The sequence below is a fragment of the Pseudomonas sp. MF6747 genome (assembly GCF_963890955.1).
In the GTDB taxonomy this organism is placed as follows: domain Bacteria; phylum Pseudomonadota; class Gammaproteobacteria; order Pseudomonadales; family Pseudomonadaceae; genus Aquipseudomonas.
The window spans coordinates 147,914-164,647 of the sequence record NZ_CAWPSZ010000009.1 but is presented as its reverse complement, the minus strand read 5'-3'; the positions used below and the strand labels follow the sequence as shown (position 1 = coordinate 164,647).

Annotated in this window: 12 protein-coding genes; 3 read left to right on the top strand and 9 right to left on the bottom strand. The window is 61.2% G+C overall.

Translation table 11 applies throughout. The annotated features are described in order from the left end of the window. Nucleotides 1–8: 8 nt before the first annotated feature. A complete protein-coding gene (locus AACW30_RS11160) occupies nt 9–1,157 on the top strand; it encodes a patatin-like phospholipase family protein (RefSeq protein WP_200625022.1) in 1,149 nt (382 codons plus the stop codon). 109 nt (nt 1,158–1,266) lie between these two features. Here AACW30_RS11160 and AACW30_RS11155 read toward each other — a convergent pair whose 3' ends face one another. The 7 genes from AACW30_RS11155 to puuE form a co-directional block, all read right to left on the bottom strand. Continuing rightward, the gene (locus AACW30_RS11155) at nt 1,267–2,052 is read right to left on the bottom strand and encodes an outer membrane protein OmpK (RefSeq protein WP_119742358.1); all 786 of its coding nucleotides are present in this window, start codon (nt 2,050–2,052) and stop codon (nt 1,267–1,269) included. Between the two features lie 444 nt (nt 2,053–2,496). Continuing rightward, nucleotides 2,497–3,840 (bottom strand): nucleobase:cation symporter-2 family protein, encoded by a 1,344-nt coding sequence (locus AACW30_RS11150; protein WP_106576513.1) that lies wholly within the window; start codon nt 3,838–3,840, stop codon nt 2,497–2,499. A 194-nt stretch (nt 3,841–4,034) separates the two neighbouring features. Next, the gene (locus tag AACW30_RS11145; protein ID WP_200625021.1) at nt 4,035–5,336 is read right to left on the bottom strand and encodes a urate hydroxylase PuuD; all 1,302 of its coding nucleotides are present in this window, start codon (nt 5,334–5,336) and stop codon (nt 4,035–4,037) included. A gap of 50 nt (nt 5,337–5,386) precedes the next feature. Further along, nucleotides 5,387–5,890: an ureidoglycolate lyase gene (locus AACW30_RS11140; RefSeq protein ID WP_200625031.1), complete on the bottom strand. Its 504-nt coding sequence runs from the start codon at nt 5,888–5,890 to the stop codon at nt 5,387–5,389. Between the two features lie 126 nt (nt 5,891–6,016). Continuing rightward, the gene (alc, locus tag AACW30_RS11135; RefSeq protein ID WP_119742360.1) at nt 6,017–7,012 is read right to left on the bottom strand and encodes an allantoicase; all 996 of its coding nucleotides are present in this window, start codon (nt 7,010–7,012) and stop codon (nt 6,017–6,019) included. A 78-nt stretch (nt 7,013–7,090) separates the two neighbouring features. Then, nucleotides 7,091–7,606, bottom strand: a complete 516-nt coding sequence (gene uraD, locus AACW30_RS11130; RefSeq protein WP_106576517.1) for a 2-oxo-4-hydroxy-4-carboxy-5-ureidoimidazoline decarboxylase — start codon at nt 7,604–7,606, stop codon at nt 7,091–7,093. Further along, the gene (gene puuE / locus AACW30_RS11125) at nt 7,603–8,529 is read right to left on the bottom strand and encodes an allantoinase PuuE (protein ID WP_106576518.1); all 927 of its coding nucleotides are present in this window, start codon (nt 8,527–8,529) and stop codon (nt 7,603–7,605) included. Before puuE ends, uraD begins: the two co-directional genes overlap by 4 nt. 388 nt (nt 8,530–8,917) lie before the next feature. Between puuE and uraH the strand changes: the two genes are divergently transcribed. Both uraH and AACW30_RS11115 read left to right on the top strand, forming a co-directional pair. Further along, nucleotides 8,918–9,271: a hydroxyisourate hydrolase gene (gene uraH, locus AACW30_RS11120; protein WP_200625020.1), complete on the top strand. Its 354-nt coding sequence runs from the start codon at nt 8,918–8,920 to the stop codon at nt 9,269–9,271. A gap of 151 nt (nt 9,272–9,422) precedes the next feature. After that, nucleotides 9,423–14,699 carry a dermonecrotic toxin domain-containing protein gene (locus AACW30_RS11115; RefSeq protein ID WP_200625019.1) on the top strand — a complete coding sequence of 1,759 codons (5,277 nt, stop codon included), beginning with the start codon at nt 9,423–9,425 and terminating at the stop codon, nt 14,697–14,699. Here the strand turns inward: AACW30_RS11115 and AACW30_RS11110 are convergent. Continuing rightward, the gene (locus AACW30_RS11110; protein ID WP_169367315.1) at nt 14,674–15,315 is read right to left on the bottom strand and encodes a LysE family translocator; all 642 of its coding nucleotides are present in this window, start codon (nt 15,313–15,315) and stop codon (nt 14,674–14,676) included. The two genes, AACW30_RS11115 and AACW30_RS11110, sit on opposite strands and share 26 nt — an antisense overlap. Nucleotides 15,316–15,382: 67 nt before the next feature. Beyond that, nucleotides 15,383–16,729, bottom strand: a complete 1,347-nt coding sequence (locus AACW30_RS11105) for an NCS2 family permease (RefSeq protein WP_106576522.1) — start codon at nt 16,727–16,729, stop codon at nt 15,383–15,385. Nucleotides 16,730–16,734: the final 5 nt, after the last annotated feature.

Genomic DNA, 16,734 nt, shown 5'->3' with positions numbered 1-16,734 from the left:
GTGATGCAATGCGCCCAACTGAACCGGTCACAGGCTTGATTCTTTCCGGCGGCGGGGCGCGAGCGGCGTATCAGGTGGGGGTTCTGGCAGCGATTGCCGAATTGCTGCCGCCAGGGGCGCCCAATCCCTTTCCGGTGATCGTCGGCACGTCAGCAGGGGCGATCAATGCGGTGAGTCTTGCCAGCGGCGCGACTGATTTCACCGCTGCCATCGAGCGTCTCACGGCCTTCTGGCAGGGCTTTCGCAGCCATCGGGTGTTGCGCAGCGACTGGCCCGGGGTTATCCGCCAGGCCAGTCGTTTCTTGATCCACAGCTTGCTCGGCCTGGGGGCTCAGGTGCCGGTCGCGTTGCTCGACAGCACGCCGTTGCGCGCATTGCTCAAAGACAAACTGCACCTGGACGGCATCGATGCGGCCATCCGTAACAACCACCTGCGCGCGGTCGCGGTCGCGGCTTTCGGCTATGAGTCCGGGCAGGCAGTGACGTTCTATCAGGGCGGCGGCACTATCGATGCGTGGCTGCGCCATCGGCGTATCGGCATGCCCACCCAACTCACGGTTGAACACTTGCTGGCCAGTTCGGCGATCCCTTTGCTGTTTGCTCCGGTCAAACTCGATCAGGAGTATTTCGGCGATGGCGCGGTGCGCCAATCCGCGCCGATCAGCCCGGCCTTGCACCTGGGCGCCAGTCGGGTGCTGGTGGTGGGCGTGAGTGGCAATCCGCGCGGCAATGAGCCTTCCACGCAACGCACCTACACCGGCCAGGAACCGACCCTGGCGCAGATCGGTGGGCACATGCTCAACAGCACGTTCATTGACAGCCTGGAGAGCGATATCGAATTGCTCGAGCGTCTGAACCAGTTCAGCCACGTGTTGCCGGTGGATGCGGCGATCCAGGGCCTGGCCCCGGTGGAGGTGTTGGTGATTGCGCCGAGCCAGCCGATCGACGAGATCGCCGCGCGGCATCGCCAGGAATTGCCGGCGGCGTTGCGCCTGTTCCTGCGCGGGCCGGGTGCGACCAAAACCAGCGGGGCAGGGGTGCTGAGTTACCTGTTGTTCGAGGCGGGGTATTGCAGCGAGTTGATCGAGTTGGGCAGGAAGGATGCGTTGGCCAAGCGCGCGGAACTGTCGAGGTTCTTGGGCCTGTCGCCGCTATAAAGGTGGGAGCGGGCTTGCTCGCGAAGGCAGTGGATCAGCCCGCAGATTGGGTGACTGACACACCGCTTTCGCGAGCAGGCCCGCTCCCACCTTGGTTTTGCCGTGTTATTTAGAAGTGGTACTTGACCAGGAAGCTTGCGGTGTCCTGGTTGGTCTTGAACGCGCCGGAATCTTCAATCCCGTACTTGTTCTTCCAGTAGTCGTATTCAAAACCCACATACAACTGTTTCTCGCCCCAGTGCAGCGCCTTACCCAGGTCGTATTTAACCTGTGGGTTGAAGTGCAGGTTGGCGTGGTAAGTGCCACGGGCGTTCTTGTCGTTGTCCACGACCCAGTCCATGAAGCCGTCGATCAACACGTTGGAGTTGCCCACTGGAAGGGTGTACGACCAGACCGGAGTGATCTGCCAGACGCCATCACCCGGGCGATTGCCTTCGGTTTGACGTTGATAGAAGTTCAACTGGAAGTAGTCGAAACCCGGGATGTTCAAGTCAAAACCCGGGCCCAACAGGTACGACTCGTTATCGCCTTCGCCGAACTCGTAAGTGAAGGCCAGCAATACATCTTTGATCGGGCCGAATGACAAATCCTTGTCGAAAATCTTGCCGAACGACAAACGCGGGCTGAACTCGCCGTAGTAGGTACTTGGGCCGACGTTGCCGTCTTCCTTGCCGTTGTAAAAGATGCGGTCGACGAACAAGAAGTTGTCGCCGTACTTCCAGGCATCGGCATGTTCAAACGTCACGGTCTGCTGAATCTGCGGGTTGACGGTGAAGTTCTTGCCCCATAGATACGTCAGGCTGTTGTTTTGCCACTGCAACAGATCGCCCGCCACGGCTTGGCCACCGGCCAGCAGGGATCCTGCCAGCATCAGGCCTTTCAACATAGGTTTCATTCGGTTGCTCCCGAGTCAAAGTTTTATGGTTGTTTTTCTACGCAGGCGCTCTGGTGTGGCGCCTTTTGGTTCGCTGCAAAAATCGTCTGTCTGGTCAGCTTTAATGCTTTTAGCAAGAGCTGCGCCAAGGTGTTTAAAAAGCCAAAAAATCCCCGTCGGCTGCAGAAACTGCAGTCGAATTCCGGGGACTTTTGCGCACTTTGGCAGCCACTGCGGGGCCGGGATAAGTTGGCCCTGCAGTCAGCTTTTACATTCGCTGTTTTTTTTTGAGTCGATTCGAGCGGGCGCGGAGAATACTGGCTCCCAGGCCTTGGCTCAAGTGCGCTGTTAGAGAGCGCGTGGGGCAAGAATAGGGCGCGGCGTGTGGCCGCCCCCGGGTGGATGGCGTGCATGTGCGTGGTTCCTGTTGTTTATTATTTTTGTTGTTTTTAAAAACAGGTGGAATCAATGCGTGTGGGCGACAACGGGGCGTTCAGCACCTCCCAGAATGTTGAACAGTACATTCAGCGACAGCGCGCTGAGGGTGGCCATGGCAATTCCGCTGTGGGTAATCGGGCTCATCCATAAGGGCAATTGCGCGAAGAACTCCGGACGCACCACCGGAATCAGGCCCATGCCGATACTCACCGCCACCAGCAACTGGTTACGCCGGTCGGTGATATCGGCTTCCTGCAGGATTTTGATCCCGGTCGCCGCGACCATGCCGAACATGGCAATTGCCGCGCCGCCGAGGACCGCCGGTGGAATCGAGGCCACCAGAAAGGCGGCTTTGGGCAACAGGCTGAGCACAATCAAAAACGCGCCGGCCATGATCGTCACCGAGCGGCAACGCACGCCCGTCATCTGCACCAGGCCAATGTTCTGCGCGAACGAGGAATGGGTAAACGTATTGAAGAAGCCGGCAAAAAACGAGGCGCCGGCATCACACAGCAGGCCACGGCGCAGCATTTTTGGGGTGACGTCCTGACCGGTGATTTTGCCCAGGGCGAGGAACATGCCGGTGGACTCGACAAAGATGATGACCACCACCAGGCACATCGACAGGATCGGCGCCAGCTCGAACCGGGGCATGCCGAAATGCAACGGCGTCACCACCTGCACCCACGGCGCCTGGGCCAGGCCGCTGAGGTCAACCATGCCGATCATGCCGCACAGGCCATAGCCGAGCGCCATGCCGATCAGCACCGAGATGTTCACCCAGAAGCCGCGCATGAAACGGTTGATCAGCAGGATGGTGCCCAATACCAGCGCGGCAATCGCCAGGTAGACCGGCGAGCCGAACGTGGCGGCGGCGCTGCCTCCGCCGGCCCAGTTCACGGCCACTGGAAACAGCGACAGGCCGATGGCGGTGATCACGGTGCCGGTCACCAACGGCGGGAAAAAACGCACCACCTTGGACATGAACGGCGCGATCAACAGGCCGAAGAACCCGGCGGCGATGGTTGCGCCGAAGATCCCCTGCAAGCCGATACCGGGCATGCCCGCCATCGCCACCATGCTGCCGACGGCGGCAAAACTGGCGCCCATCATCACCGGCATGCGGATGCCCACCGGGCCGATGCCGAACGACTGCACCAGGGTGGCGATACCGGCAACCAGCAGGTCGGCGTTGATCAGAAAGGCGATTTCTTCACGGCTCAAACCGGCGGCTTGGCCAATGATCAGGGGCACGGCGACGGCGCCGCCGTACATCAGCAAGACGTGTTGCAGGCCTACCAGAATCAGTTGCAAGAGGGGCAGCCGCACCATGGCGGGCGCGGCAGGAGTCTGCGGTTCTAACTGGGACATGCAACACCTCGAATCTTTTTATTTTTGTGTTGTTTGGCATTCAATTGCCATTTGGAACGCGATCGGTAAATCGGCGCAGATCCCCTGTGGGAGCGGGCTTGCTCGCGAAAGCGGTGTGTCATTCAACTCATATGTGACTGAACGATCGCATTCGCGAGCAAGCCCGCTCCCCCATTTGGATCTGCATCAGGCTGTCAGTTTGTGCGCGCCCCCTGATTGATCCAGGTGCCGATCAGGTCGCGCTCCTGCTGAGTCATCTGGGTGATGTTGCCCAGCGGCATGATCTGGCTGGCGACGGCTTGCGCCTGAATGCGCGGGGCCAATTGCTGGATCTGCTGCGGCGTATCAAACATCACGCCCGCCGGCGCGGTACTGAACAAGGGGCTGGTCGGCTTGGCCGAATGGCACACGGCGCAGCGTTCCTGAATCACTCCATGCACCTTGTCAAAATCAATCGATGCCTGGGCCGGTGCTGCTTCGGCGGGGGCCGGTGCGGGTGCCGCTGGCGCAGCCGGTTTGAGCCCGCCACCCACTGCCGTTTCCGGCAGCGGCTGGTACTCGATGGCCGCCGGAGCCTTGGCCACTTCCGGAGCAGTCGACACCGGTTTTGGGCCGGTCACGTACGCCAGGCAAATCATCGCCAATGCGCCAACCGGCAAGGTCCACGCGTACTTCTGGCTGTTATGACGGGTGTTGAAGTAGTGCCGCACCAACACCGCCGCCACCGCGATACCCGCGAGGATCAGCCAGTTGTATTGGCTGCCGTAGGTGCTCGGGAAGTGGTTGCTGATCATGATGAACAGCACCGGCAGGGTGAAGTAGTTGTTGTGCCGTGAGCGCAGCAAGCCTTTGGCGGGCAGCGCCGGGTCCGGCGTGCGGTTTTCCGCAATCGCCGCTACCAGCGCACGCTGGGCCGGCATGATGATGCGGAACACGTTGCCGACCATGATGGTGCCGATCACGGCGCCCACGTGCAGGTACGCACCACGGCCGCTGAACACTTTGCTGAAGCCGTATGCAGCGCCAATCAACAGCACGAACAGGATCAGGCCGAGCAGGGCAGGGCGCTTGCCCAGGGCCGAGTCGCACAGAAAGGAGTAGATGAACCAGCCCGCCAGCAGCGAGCCGAGGCCCAGCAACACACCTTCCGGACCGCTGAGGCTGCTGCCCGGGGCCAGCAGGTACAAGGTCGGGTTGGCGTAGAACACCACGCACAGCAGCGCGATGCCGGACATCCAGGTGAAATAGGCTTCCCATTTGAACCAGTGCAGGTTGTCCGGCATGGTTGGCGGGGCCAGTTTGTATTTTTCCAGGTGGTAGATACCGCCACCGTGGATCGCCCACAAGTCACCGGCGAGGCCGTCCTTGGGGTTGACGCGATTGAGGTTGTTTTCCAGCCAGACGAAGTAGAACGAAGCGCCGATCCAGGCGACGCCGGTGATCATGTGAACCCAGCGCACGCTCAGGTTCAGCCATTCCATCAAATGTGCTTCCACAGTCTTTACCTCTCGCCTGTCACTCTGTTGTCGAGTGATCAGACCTTCTCTTATTGGTGGGGGGCGAGGATCAACCGCTCATCCTCTTTGAAAAAATGCTCATCGCAGTTATTGCCGGTGCCACTGCGATCAACCACCAGGAAGTCATCCCGCTTTTCGATCGTCAGCACCGGGTGGTGCCAGACGCCGCGATGGTAATTAATGCCCTGCCTGCCGTTGGTGACGAAGGCGCGGACCAAGCCCGATACAGGTGCATCGCCAAGTGGCGCGACCACGATCAGAAAGGGGTTGCCGAGCAGCGGAATGAAAGCCTGGCTGCCCAGCGGGTGTCTCTCCAGCATGCACACGGTCAGCGGCATGTCCTGCGCGTCGGCGCGGAAGATGCTGATGATCGCGTTGTCTTCAGGCTGCGCGGTTTCTACCGTTGCCAGCCTGTGAAAGCGCATGGTCGACCCGTTGTTGATCATGAAGTGATCGCTGCCATCGGTTTCGATAACGTCTCCGAAAGGGGCGAAGGCTTCTTTGGTCAGGGGTTCGATCACTAGTGTGCGCATGGCTGTCTTCTTATCCGGATTCTGTGTTGTGTGTTCTGGCGCCTTCGCGAGCAAGCCCGCTCCCACCTGTTGATGTGCGAATACATTCAGATGTGGGAGCTGGCTTGCCTGCGATGGGCTCACCGCTTATTTAGCTACTTTGCCCAAAACCCGCAGGCGGCTCACACCACCATCCGGGAACACATTCAGGCGAATGTGAGTGATCGGGCCCAGCGCCTTGATCTGCTCGGCGAAGGTGTGTTCAGCGTGCATTTCCAGTTTCTGCGCCGGCAGCAGTTCGCGCCAGAACAGCGATTGGGTTTCGATCTGGCTGTCGGTGCCGCCCTTCACGAATGCGCCCTGGATAGAGCACGTGTCCGGGTAGTTGCCCTTGAAGTGCAGGGTGTCGACGATGATTTTTTCGATCTCGCCCGGGTGACCCAGCGCGACGATCACCCAGTCATTGCCTGGCGTGCGACGACGTGCGGTTTCCCAGCCGTCGCCCATGTTGATGCCACGCCCAGGGTTGAGGATGTTGCTCATGCGGCCGAAGTGTTCATCGGAGCAGGCCAGCGCACGACCACCGTTCAAGGCAGCGGCCAGGTCGACTTGTTCGTTGTCGCCCACCGACGACCAGTCGCGGAACGGCACGCCGTAGACGCGCAGACGGGCTACGCCGCCATCCGGGTAGATGTTGAAGCGCAGGTGGCTGAACGCTTTGTCGTTGTTGATCTCGTGGTAGTGGTGGCTGTTGCCTTGCAGCTCGACGGCCGACAGCACTTCCACCCACTGAGTGTTTTCATCAGGATCGCCCGAGGCCAGGAAGCACGCCTCCAGGGACGCCGACGGTGGGAAGTTGCCGGTGAAGAATGAAGTGTCGATGTCCACGCCTTTGATCGAGCCGGGCACGCCCAGTCGGATCACCGCGCTGTCGTAGCCTTCGAAGCGCTTGCGGCGCGACTCCCAGCCGTCCATCCACTTGCCGTTATCATCGAAAACGCCCTCCTTCCACACAGCCGGGGTCGGCTGGAACAGGCGGTTGGCGTCAGCGAACCAGTCATCGGTCACCGAAAGGATCTTGGTGCCCAGACGGGCGTCGGCCAAGTTGACGAACTTCTCGAAAGGTACGGCGTAAGCTTTCATTCTTCTTGTCTGCCTTAAATAGAGTGGCTTGGGATGCTCGCCAGGCCCTGGGCGTCATGAGCGCTCGGGCCAGGTCTGCTAAAGGGTCAGTAATCGGAACAACGCGATTTTGTTGATCTCGGCCAGGGCGCATTTGAATTCGGCGTCTACCGAGTTGTGAATGCGCGTTTCGAACGCGGCGAGGATCTGGTGCCGGTTGCTGCCTTTTACCGCCATGATGAAGGGAAACTTGAACTTGGCCTTGTAGGCATCGTTCAGCTCGGTGAAGCGAGAAAACTCCTCGCTCGAGCATTGGTGAATACCGGCGCCAGCCTGTTCATGGGTGCTGGCTTCGGTCAGTTGGCCCTGGACGGCAGCTTTGCCGGCCAGGTCCGGGTGAGCGTTGATCAGGGCCAACTGGCTGGCATGATCGGCGCTCAACAGGATGTCGCTCATGCGCTGGTGCAGGGTTTCGATCTGGTCGATCGACGCGTCCTGGCCCAGGTCGAAGGCCTTTTCGGCCACCCATGGCGAATGTTCGTAGATGTCGGCGAAGGCTGTCACGAATGCCTCGCGGCTCAGGCTCGACGGTTTCAAGGTTTGGAACGCAGTCATTTCGCCGCTCCCGTGTACGGGTGGGTGTCGTGCCAGTGGCGGGCAATGTCGACGCGGCGGGTGAACCAGACGTGCTCATGGCCCTTGGCGTATTCGAGAAACCGCTTGAGGGCGGCGAGGCGCGCCGGGCGGCCGATCAGGCGGCAATGCAGGCCGATGGAAAGCATTTTCGGTGCGTCGGCGCCTTCGGCATACAGCACGTCGAAGGCATCCTTGAGGTACTCGAAAAAGTCATCGCCCTTGTTGAAACCCTGCACCTGGGTGAAGCGCATGTCGTTGGTGTCCAGGGTGTAGGGGATCACCAGGTGCGGCTTGCCGGTGGGGTTGTTTGGTTCCCAGTAGGGCAGGTCATCGTCATAGGTGTCGCAGTCGTACAGAAAGCCGCCTTCCTCCATTACCAGTCGGCGCGTATTGGGGCCGGTGCGACCGGTGTACCAGCCCAATGGGCGCTCGCCGGTCAGCTCGGTGAGGATGCGGATGGCTTCGAGCATGTGCTCGCGCTCCTGGGCCTCGTCCATGTACTGGTAGTCGATCCAGCGATAACCGTGGCTGCAGATCTCATGGCCGGCGGCGACCATCGCGCGGATCACATCCGGGTGGCGCTGGGCGGCCATGGCCACGGCGAAGATGGTCAGCGGGATGTCGAATTCTTTGAACAATTTGAGGATGCGCCACACGCCGGCACGGCTGCCGTATTCATACAGCGACTCCATGCTCATGTTGCGCTCGCCTTGCAGCGGCTGGGCCGAGACCATCTCCGAAAGGAATGCCTCGGACTCTTTGTCGCCGTGCAAAATGTTGCGCTCACCGCCTTCTTCGTAGTTGAGTACGAAAGACAGCGCGATGCGTGCCTTGCCCGGCCAGTGGGGGTGAGGAGGGTTACTGCCGTAACCGATCAGGTCGCGTGGGTAGTCAGCGCTCACTGCAGTCTTCCTTCTTGTTCGTCGTAGTAGCGATGAGTGATTGTATACAACTTATCGCCGACTTTGTAAGCCCGCATTTCTGCATTTTTTCTGAACGGCTTGCGTTCAAGTTACTGCAAGAAACCTGCCTGACTGGTCAGCTAAACGCTAAAAAGATTTTCTCGGATGCGCAGCGGTGGGCGCTGGCTGGCCGGCGATCGTCTGAATTGGTTTTATCGGCTGCAACGCTGTGGTCGGCGAGCCGGCGGCAGCGAGGCGCGGGATATTTGTTGAATTTATTGTGTACAATTTTTTTAGAAAGTGTCTTAATCAGCCGTCACCGGCTTTTTCACTGCCCTGAAAAAGTGCGGATCACTTTTCTACTGCCTACGGGAGGCGCAAAGACGCCATGGGACGCTTGACCACACACGTTTTGGACGCCGCACATGGCTGCCCCGGCAGCGCAATCAAGGTCGAACTGTACCGCGTCGAGGGCGCGCAGCTGGAACTGGTCGCCACCGCCGTGACCAACAGCGACGGCCGTTGCGACGCGCCTTTGCTGCAAGGTGACGACTACCGCAGCGGTGTGTACCAGGTGCAATTCAGCGCCGGCGATTATTACCGGGCCCGCGGTATGCAGCTTCCCGAGCCGGCTTTTCTGGATGTGGTGGTACTGCGTTTTGGCATCAGCGCCGAACAGGACCATTACCATGTGCCCCTGCTGATTTCGCCTTACAGCTATTCCACCTATCGCGGTAGCTGAGCGTCACCTCGCTTCACACCCCCAAAGCTCTTCGTTGGTTTTTCGCCCGCCCACACTGCGGGCTTTTTTTTGCCTGTTGCGCGTTCAACTATCTAGCCCCTCTGAATGTCGGTGATGCCTAGGCTGGCGTTTTCCTCAGAAGAAAACACAAATGGCCTCGTCCCCAGATCACCCAGGCGTTTTGCCCTCTTTCAGTTCCGTGCCCGATGACGTTGACGCTGTCGTCGCCGCCGAAGCCCAATTGCAGGCCATTCGAGATCAACTGACCCGGCGGATCAACCGGTTTACCCATCCCAGCCGTCTGATCAATCAGCTCGCTCTTGCCGATTGGCGCTTAAGCGAATCGGTGCGCGCACTGGCACAGCTGATAGGGCGCTCGCCCAAAATCCTGCGCGTGATCCGTGCTCAACTGCTCAAAGCATTTGAGATTGAGCCGGACACTCTGCTGTTTACCGAGCCCCAGCGCCCGGGCGCACCGCAGATCATCAACAGCTTGACCGAGCGGGCCCTATCACTGCTGGCGCGGCCCTCGGTGCCTATCAATGTCAATCAGTTCACCACGCTCAGCATAAAAGGGCAGCCAAGCCGTCGGTTGCCCTATACCCCTTTGCAAGCGTTGCAGCGAGTCATCGCGATGCGGCTTTTTGAGCGGCTGGCGCAGGCGGCAGACCACTATTGGGACACATTGGCGCAAGGCTCCTGGCTCACACGCCGCGAGCGCTGGGTTGAGCTGCACGCAGAACTGTTCGCTGACCGGGCCTTCATGGCGCGGCAACTGGATGAGCTATCACCGGCGGGCATGCGCCTGGTGCAGGCGGTGATCGATGCCCCGACCGCGCCTGCACGCCAACGTGCAGGCGGGGATTGGGCCAGCGTACGGGTAGGGCAACTGATGTGGCCCGGCACGCCTGCGGTGGTAATCCCTGGCGTATTGCACCTTTATCGTGAGGGTGATCCCGCACAGTCGCCGCAGGTGGTGTACCTGCCGGGTGTGGCCCGCACGTTCTACGAGTACCCGTCTTTCGCCGCCCTGCAGGAGGGCCTGTTGCGGTTGGACCGTGCGCAGTTGCATGTCCTCTGGCAGTGCTTGGCGTCAGGTCGTCACACGGGGTTATGCCAGCCCGCGCAGTTGTCTGCGGCGAACGGTTTTGTGCGCGGCCTGGAGGTGCTCGACGATGCGTTGGCGCTGGGCGCGCAAGCGTTGTTGCGCGGGCAATGGAACAACGAATTGGCGTGTGCCGTGAGCATCGATCCCCCCTTTGTTTTATCGGCACAACCGCCTCGGCCGGTGGCTGTCGCAGCGTTACTCGCGCAGGTGGAAGGGGAGCGAAAACAATGGGTCGGCAGCACCCGGCTTGGCGCTCTTGCCGAGCCGTTACTCAAATGGGACCAGCAACGACGCAGCGCGGAAATAATTTTTGCCAGTACCTCATCCGGCTTGGCCTTGCGCACCGCGCAGCAGCAGGTCAAGCGTTACGAAAAAGGTCTGCTGGCCTTGCTGGATCCGTATGAACCCGGCACCGAGACCCTCGCTTATCAGCAATTCATCACGCTGAAAGGGCAGCTCGCGGTGCATGCCCAGGCGCTGAATTCGTTGCTGCAGGGTGCAGAGCACCGACTGCTCGACCTGAAATTCTGGGCCGCGCGCCCCGGCGGCGCGCAGACGCCCAGGCGTGCCTGGTTGTTCATGCATGCTCAAACCGAGGCGCTGCGCTGCGAGGTTCAGGTGCAACACCGTCTCAAGCTGCTGGGCACCGCCCACCGCGACCTGATGATCGACGTGCTGGACCCGCCTTCGCCCACGGCGCGCCCGGGCAGTCAAACCCAGGTGCTTTCAATCGCCGTGGGCAGTGAGCCCGATGCTTTTTATCCACTGCATAATGTGTGGCTGGTGACCACAGCGGCCGCGCTGAGGGTGCCGACCCGCCAGCTTCCGGTGGTGCTCTACGCCTTCGGGGAGGAGGGCGGGGTACTCGGTTTTGCCGGGCTGGAGGCCTTGACCCGAAGCGTCAAGGCGAGCCTCGGCAGCCGGGACGGCTCGGTGCTGTGGCGCTGTGTCGAACATGACAAGCGCAGCGATTTGCGCGCACATGCGCTGCGTGAAACCTTGGCTGTGCGCTACGTCCCCATCGACGGCAAGCCTGCACTGGCGGCGTTGAAAAAATTGCTGGGTTGCTACGATCGCCTGCACAAAAACACTGAAGACATCACGCGTATTTTCAGCGAAGTGACGGAGGTCGGGTTCAGTCGCGCGCTGCTGCTGGCGGCGCTGGCGCAACAGCTCAAGGTCCCGGCCAATAATGCCCTGAGCCAGGCCCAGGCGAACATCGAATTACTGCGCAAGGCCGCATCTGACGCGCAAAAATTGCCGGCGGGGTGGGTGGGTGCCACGCGTGCCCAGCGCAAAGACTTCAAACGTTCACAGCGTCTTTACCTCAGCAGTGCGTTGGCCTTCCAGACGCGGCTTGAGCAGCACCTGCCCGATTTGGACACGTTTGCCCGCCGTGCCTTGACCGCCCGTTTGCAGCAGGACGGTGTCCCTGCGTCGTGGCTGATTGACCAGCCTTTTATTGAAATGCCCGACGATGTTCATGGCCGCTTTTGTGGATGGGCAAGCGGCTGCACGGTCGGCAATCGCGGCATTGTCCTCACTGCCACCTCGACGCGTACCTCCTTCAGTCTGCTGCAATTGGCGCTGCACAACCTCGACCCACTGGCACCCTGGACGCAATGGCGATTGAACCGCGCCCGCTTTCTGCGACCTGAATGGCGACACCGGCTCAATGCCGGCTATTTGATCCAGATGGTCGCTTCGCTGGATATCGGCGGGCAGTACGACGTATTGATCAACCGCGCTTTTTATCCGCCTGCCGGCAGCGACCGCGCGCTCAGCGAAGGACGCATCCCGCCCTTATTGAATCGCGCGTTGCACGCAGGCGTTGACCATCACCTGTTCCTGGCGCGGCAAGGCGGGCTGTCGGCGAACGCGCAAAGTGTGTTTAGCACCGCCATGGCGGCCCGCATGCCGCCAGACTTGCTGAAAAACCAGCATGAGTTGCAACTGCACGTGGTGCATCTGGTGGGCCATACGATGCAGCACGACCGCTATGTCGCAGGCATTGTGGTGGTGCAGGACCAGCGTTCCGAATGTTGCGTGGTCTACTGGCCCGATGCCCCGCAAGCCTGGGCCCTCACCGAGTACAGCGACCTGCAACAGGCCCAAGCCGCATTGAACCGTGTCGGCGCATCGGCGGATAACGCCAAAGTGCTCGCGCGACAGGTCGCACCTGGCTGGGCATTTGAGGCAATCACCCATCATCCGGACCGCGCCGATAGCCCAGGCCGCCTGTTCAGCACACTTGATCTGCCGCCTGCATTTTTTATGGTGAAGGGGATTTGGCGGGGGCTCGGCTTTATTCGCTCCTTCAGCATCAAGCATCTGGAGCCGACGGCGTTGCTGGATGAGATTGAAGCCCAGGCCCGTGAGCAGATTGCCAGTGACCCGCAGGGCTGGCTGGCGATTGTCGCCACCTCTCACAGCGACGCTCGCGCATTGCTCTACCACGCCAGCGTGCTTGACCTGCAGCGCCGCACGCAAGCCGCCAGCCATTCTGGCAAGGCGCTGCAGGCTTATCGGGCCCGTCGCCTTGGTGAGCAAAGCGAGTCACGTACGCGGGCGCTGGTGGGTTTTTTCTGCCCGCTGTACGGGATCTTTAATCAATTCCATGAGCTGCTGCTTATGGCGCGGCGCTATCACCGCTTTGGCGACGCCCACGCTGCGGTCGATGTGGGCTTTATGAGCACGTTTCTGGCGATCGATGTGTTGCTTAACTTTATTCCCGGCCCCAAGAGGACGCCGGTGGCGGCGGCCCGAATGGTGCGGCCGGCCACACGGGCTGTGCTGGGGCGTATCCACCGGCTGCGCATGACGGCCCGCGGACTTGAGCGCCTGGCGCCGCCACCGGTGGCTCAACTCAAGGGGCTGGAGCGTTTCAAGATCAACGGGGTGCCTCAAGGGGCCGTGGCATTGAAAGGTGTTGGTGAAAAAGGCGTGTATGTACTGGATGGCGAGCTGTTCGTGGCGGATGACACACACCATTACCCGCTTTACCGGCGTGGCGACGAACACGCGTTGCGCCTGAAAAACCGGCAGGCGCCAGGGCAAGACGAACTGATTGTGCACGTGCACCAGCCCAGGGAATGGCTACTGGGTGCGGATGCGCCTCAGCCGGTGGCGGGGTCGAGCTCGACGGTGCTCAGCCCGTGGCGTGCGCCCGTGCAGGCGCCACCGGACTGGCAGCCACCCACGGTGCGCGCCGCCACGCAAAACCGCATTTATCGGTCACCGGCGCCCAACCCCTATTGGTTCGAGTGGCGTGTTCAGGATGCGACGGGGCACGTGTCCGGCCTCTCGGCGTTCGGCACGTTTCATGTGCACAGGGAGCCGCCGGGCTTTCCCTACGACGCGGTCTACATCGGGCCCCAATATGACAGCCTCGCCGCATCGGGGGCGGGTTATTACAGGGTGCTTCATCAGGGCGACAATGCGCCCTGGAATGGCATCGCGTTCATCACCCGCAATGAGCCGCTGGTTTCGCTGGCCCGTGTTGATATTGAACGTTGGACCAGCACTGCGATGGGCGAACAGCCCATTCCGGTATCACGCAGCGTATCGGGTGAGTGGCAGGTGCATGCCCCATTGTTTGACCGGCCGCTGGAGCAGTCAGTGGGGCAGGCGTTTCCCAGCATGACCCGCCGCAGCCAGACATTGGCCGCCGCAAGGCTGATTGAACTGACCGACTCTTCGCGCTCGGCGACGGCCACGCACCTGCTCAATATCCGCTCGACGCTGGACAATTGGCTGGTTTCGACCCCCAACGGGCCGGGTCAGACCGATGATTTACTGAGAATGTTACGGCCCACCGAAAGGACGGGCAGGTCGCTGCACATCGGTTACGAAGGCAAGGCCCCGGGCTTCACGCGGGTCGACTTCCGGGCCGCGGGGTTGGACGCTGCGTTGCAATCCGGCGGTCGTGAGGTCAAGCCTCGGCGAGTCTTGGCGCAGCGCGCCGCAGTCAAGCGCGCGCTGGAGCAGCAGGGGTTCAACGTGCAGGAGCTGCAACTCAGGCACGGGCGCAAGCCGACGCATGAGTTGATCGCGACCCATCCTTCCTCGCCTTCGAACACGCTGTACTACGTGTCCATCCACTGGATCGAGAAAGGCTCGGTGAGGCTGGAAACCAGGCTGACGGACCGTTGGTTTGACGCCGCAATCAACGCACATCCCCGGTCGGTTGCCTTGATGGGCGTCAAGAGCGCCATGAACGAAAATCGCCTGGCTCGGATCGTTGCCGGCATTCAATGGCCCACCACGCCCGCGGCCCGCCCGAGCGTCTACTTTGTCAAAGTGAGCCCGTCCTCGCCTTGATCAGCGACACCATGCCAGCGGCGCCGAACAGTGCGGCGCTGACGCGGTTGAACCAGCTCTGGCCACTGCCGCTGCGCAGGTAGCGCGCTGCCCCATGGGCGCCCAGGCCATAGGCCAGCTTGCACAGCAAGTCGAGTACGGTCCAGGTGGCAATCATGATCAGCAACTGCGGCAGGAACGCGTGCTCGCTGCTGAGAAACTGCGGCAAGAAGGCGGCAAAGAACAGGATGTCCTTGGGGTTGCTGGCGCCCAGCACAAATGCGCGACCGAACAAGGCGCGAAAACGCGGTGTGGCCACGGCCTGGGGCACCACGGCGCCCTGGGCCGGTTGGCGCGATTGCTGCCAGCTCTGCCAGGCGAGGTAAAACAGGTACAGCGCACCGACAACCTTCAGGGCGCTGAACAACTGCTCCGAGGCCAACAGCAACGCACCCAGCCCCAATGCCGAGGCACTCAACAGGCAGATCGAGGCGAACACGCCGCCCAGAAACGCCGGGTAGGAACGGCGCAGGCCGTAGTTCAGGCTGTTGCTGATCATCAACAGCGACAGCGGGCCGGGGATCAGGATCACGATCAATGCAGCGCCACTGAACAGCAGCCAGGTTTCCAGGGTCATTTACAGTCCTCCATTCGTACAAAAGCCCCACCCGAAGGTGAGGCGGTTTTCGGCCGTTTCCTGCGAACTACAGGAAGATAAACTTCGCGATGAAAATCGCGCACAGCACCCACAGGCTGATGGAAATCTCGCGGTACTTGCCGGTGCCGGCCTTGAGCGCCACATACGTGATGAAGCCCAGTGCGATACCGTCGGCAACCGAGAACGTCAGCGGCATCATGATCGCGGTCACGATGGCGGGGATGCTGTCGGTAGCTTCGTCCCAATTGATATGGGCCATGCTCGCCATCATCAGCATGGCGACGTAAATCAGCGCACCGGCGGTGGCATAGGCGGGAATCATGCCCGCCAAGGGCGCGAAAAACATTGCCGCCACAAACAGCACGCCCACGGTCACGGCGGTCAACCCGGTGCGACCGCCCGCGGCCACACCGGCAGCACTTTCCACATAGCTGGTCACCGGCGGCACGCCGACCATGGCGCCAAACACGCTGGAGGCACTGTCGGCCTTCAGCGCGCGGGACAGGTTGTGAATCTTGCCATCGGCGCCCACCAGCCCGGCGCGTTGCGCAACGCCCATCAGTGTACCGGCAGTGTCGAACATGTGTACAAAAAGAAATGCAAACACGACGCTGATCATGCTGACATTGAATACACCTTTGACGTCCATGGCCATCCACGTCGGCGCCAGGCTGGGCGGGGTAGAGAGGATGCCGTTGTAGTGCACCAGGTCCAGGCCCCAACCGGCCAGGGTGACCGCGATGATGCTGATGAGGATTGCGCCGAACACCCGGTGGTAGCTGAGGATCGCGATCAGCAAAAAGCACACCGCCGCCAGCAGTGGCGCGGGCTGGTGCAGCGACCCCAGCTTGATCAGCGTGGCCGGGCTGTCGACGATGATGCCGGCGGTTTTCAGGCCGATCACCCCCAGAAACAGACCGACACCGGCGCCCATGGCGTGGCGCAGGCTGACGGGAATACTGTTGAGCAGCCACTCACGCACACGGGACAGGGTCAGGCCCATGAACAACACCCCGGAAACAAACACCGCGCCCAGCGCCGTTTCCCAGTGATAGCCCATGGTGCCGACCACGGTGTAGGTGAAAAACGCGTTCAAACCCATGCCCGGCGCCAGGCCCACGGGCCAGTTGGCGTAAAGGCCCATCAACAGGCAACCGAGCGCAGCGGCGATGCACGTGGCCACAAACGCCGCACCGTGGTCGATGCCGGCATCGGCCATGATGTTCGGGTTGACGAAGATAATGTAGGCCATGGTTATGAACGTGGTGAGGCCGGCGATCAGTTCGGTCTTCACTGTGGTGCCATGCAAACGCAGTTTGAACAGGCGTTCGAGCCAGCCGCCGTGCGGCGGGGAGAGGTCCAGCGTTGGGGCTTCGGATTTGCGGCTTTCCACAGCGA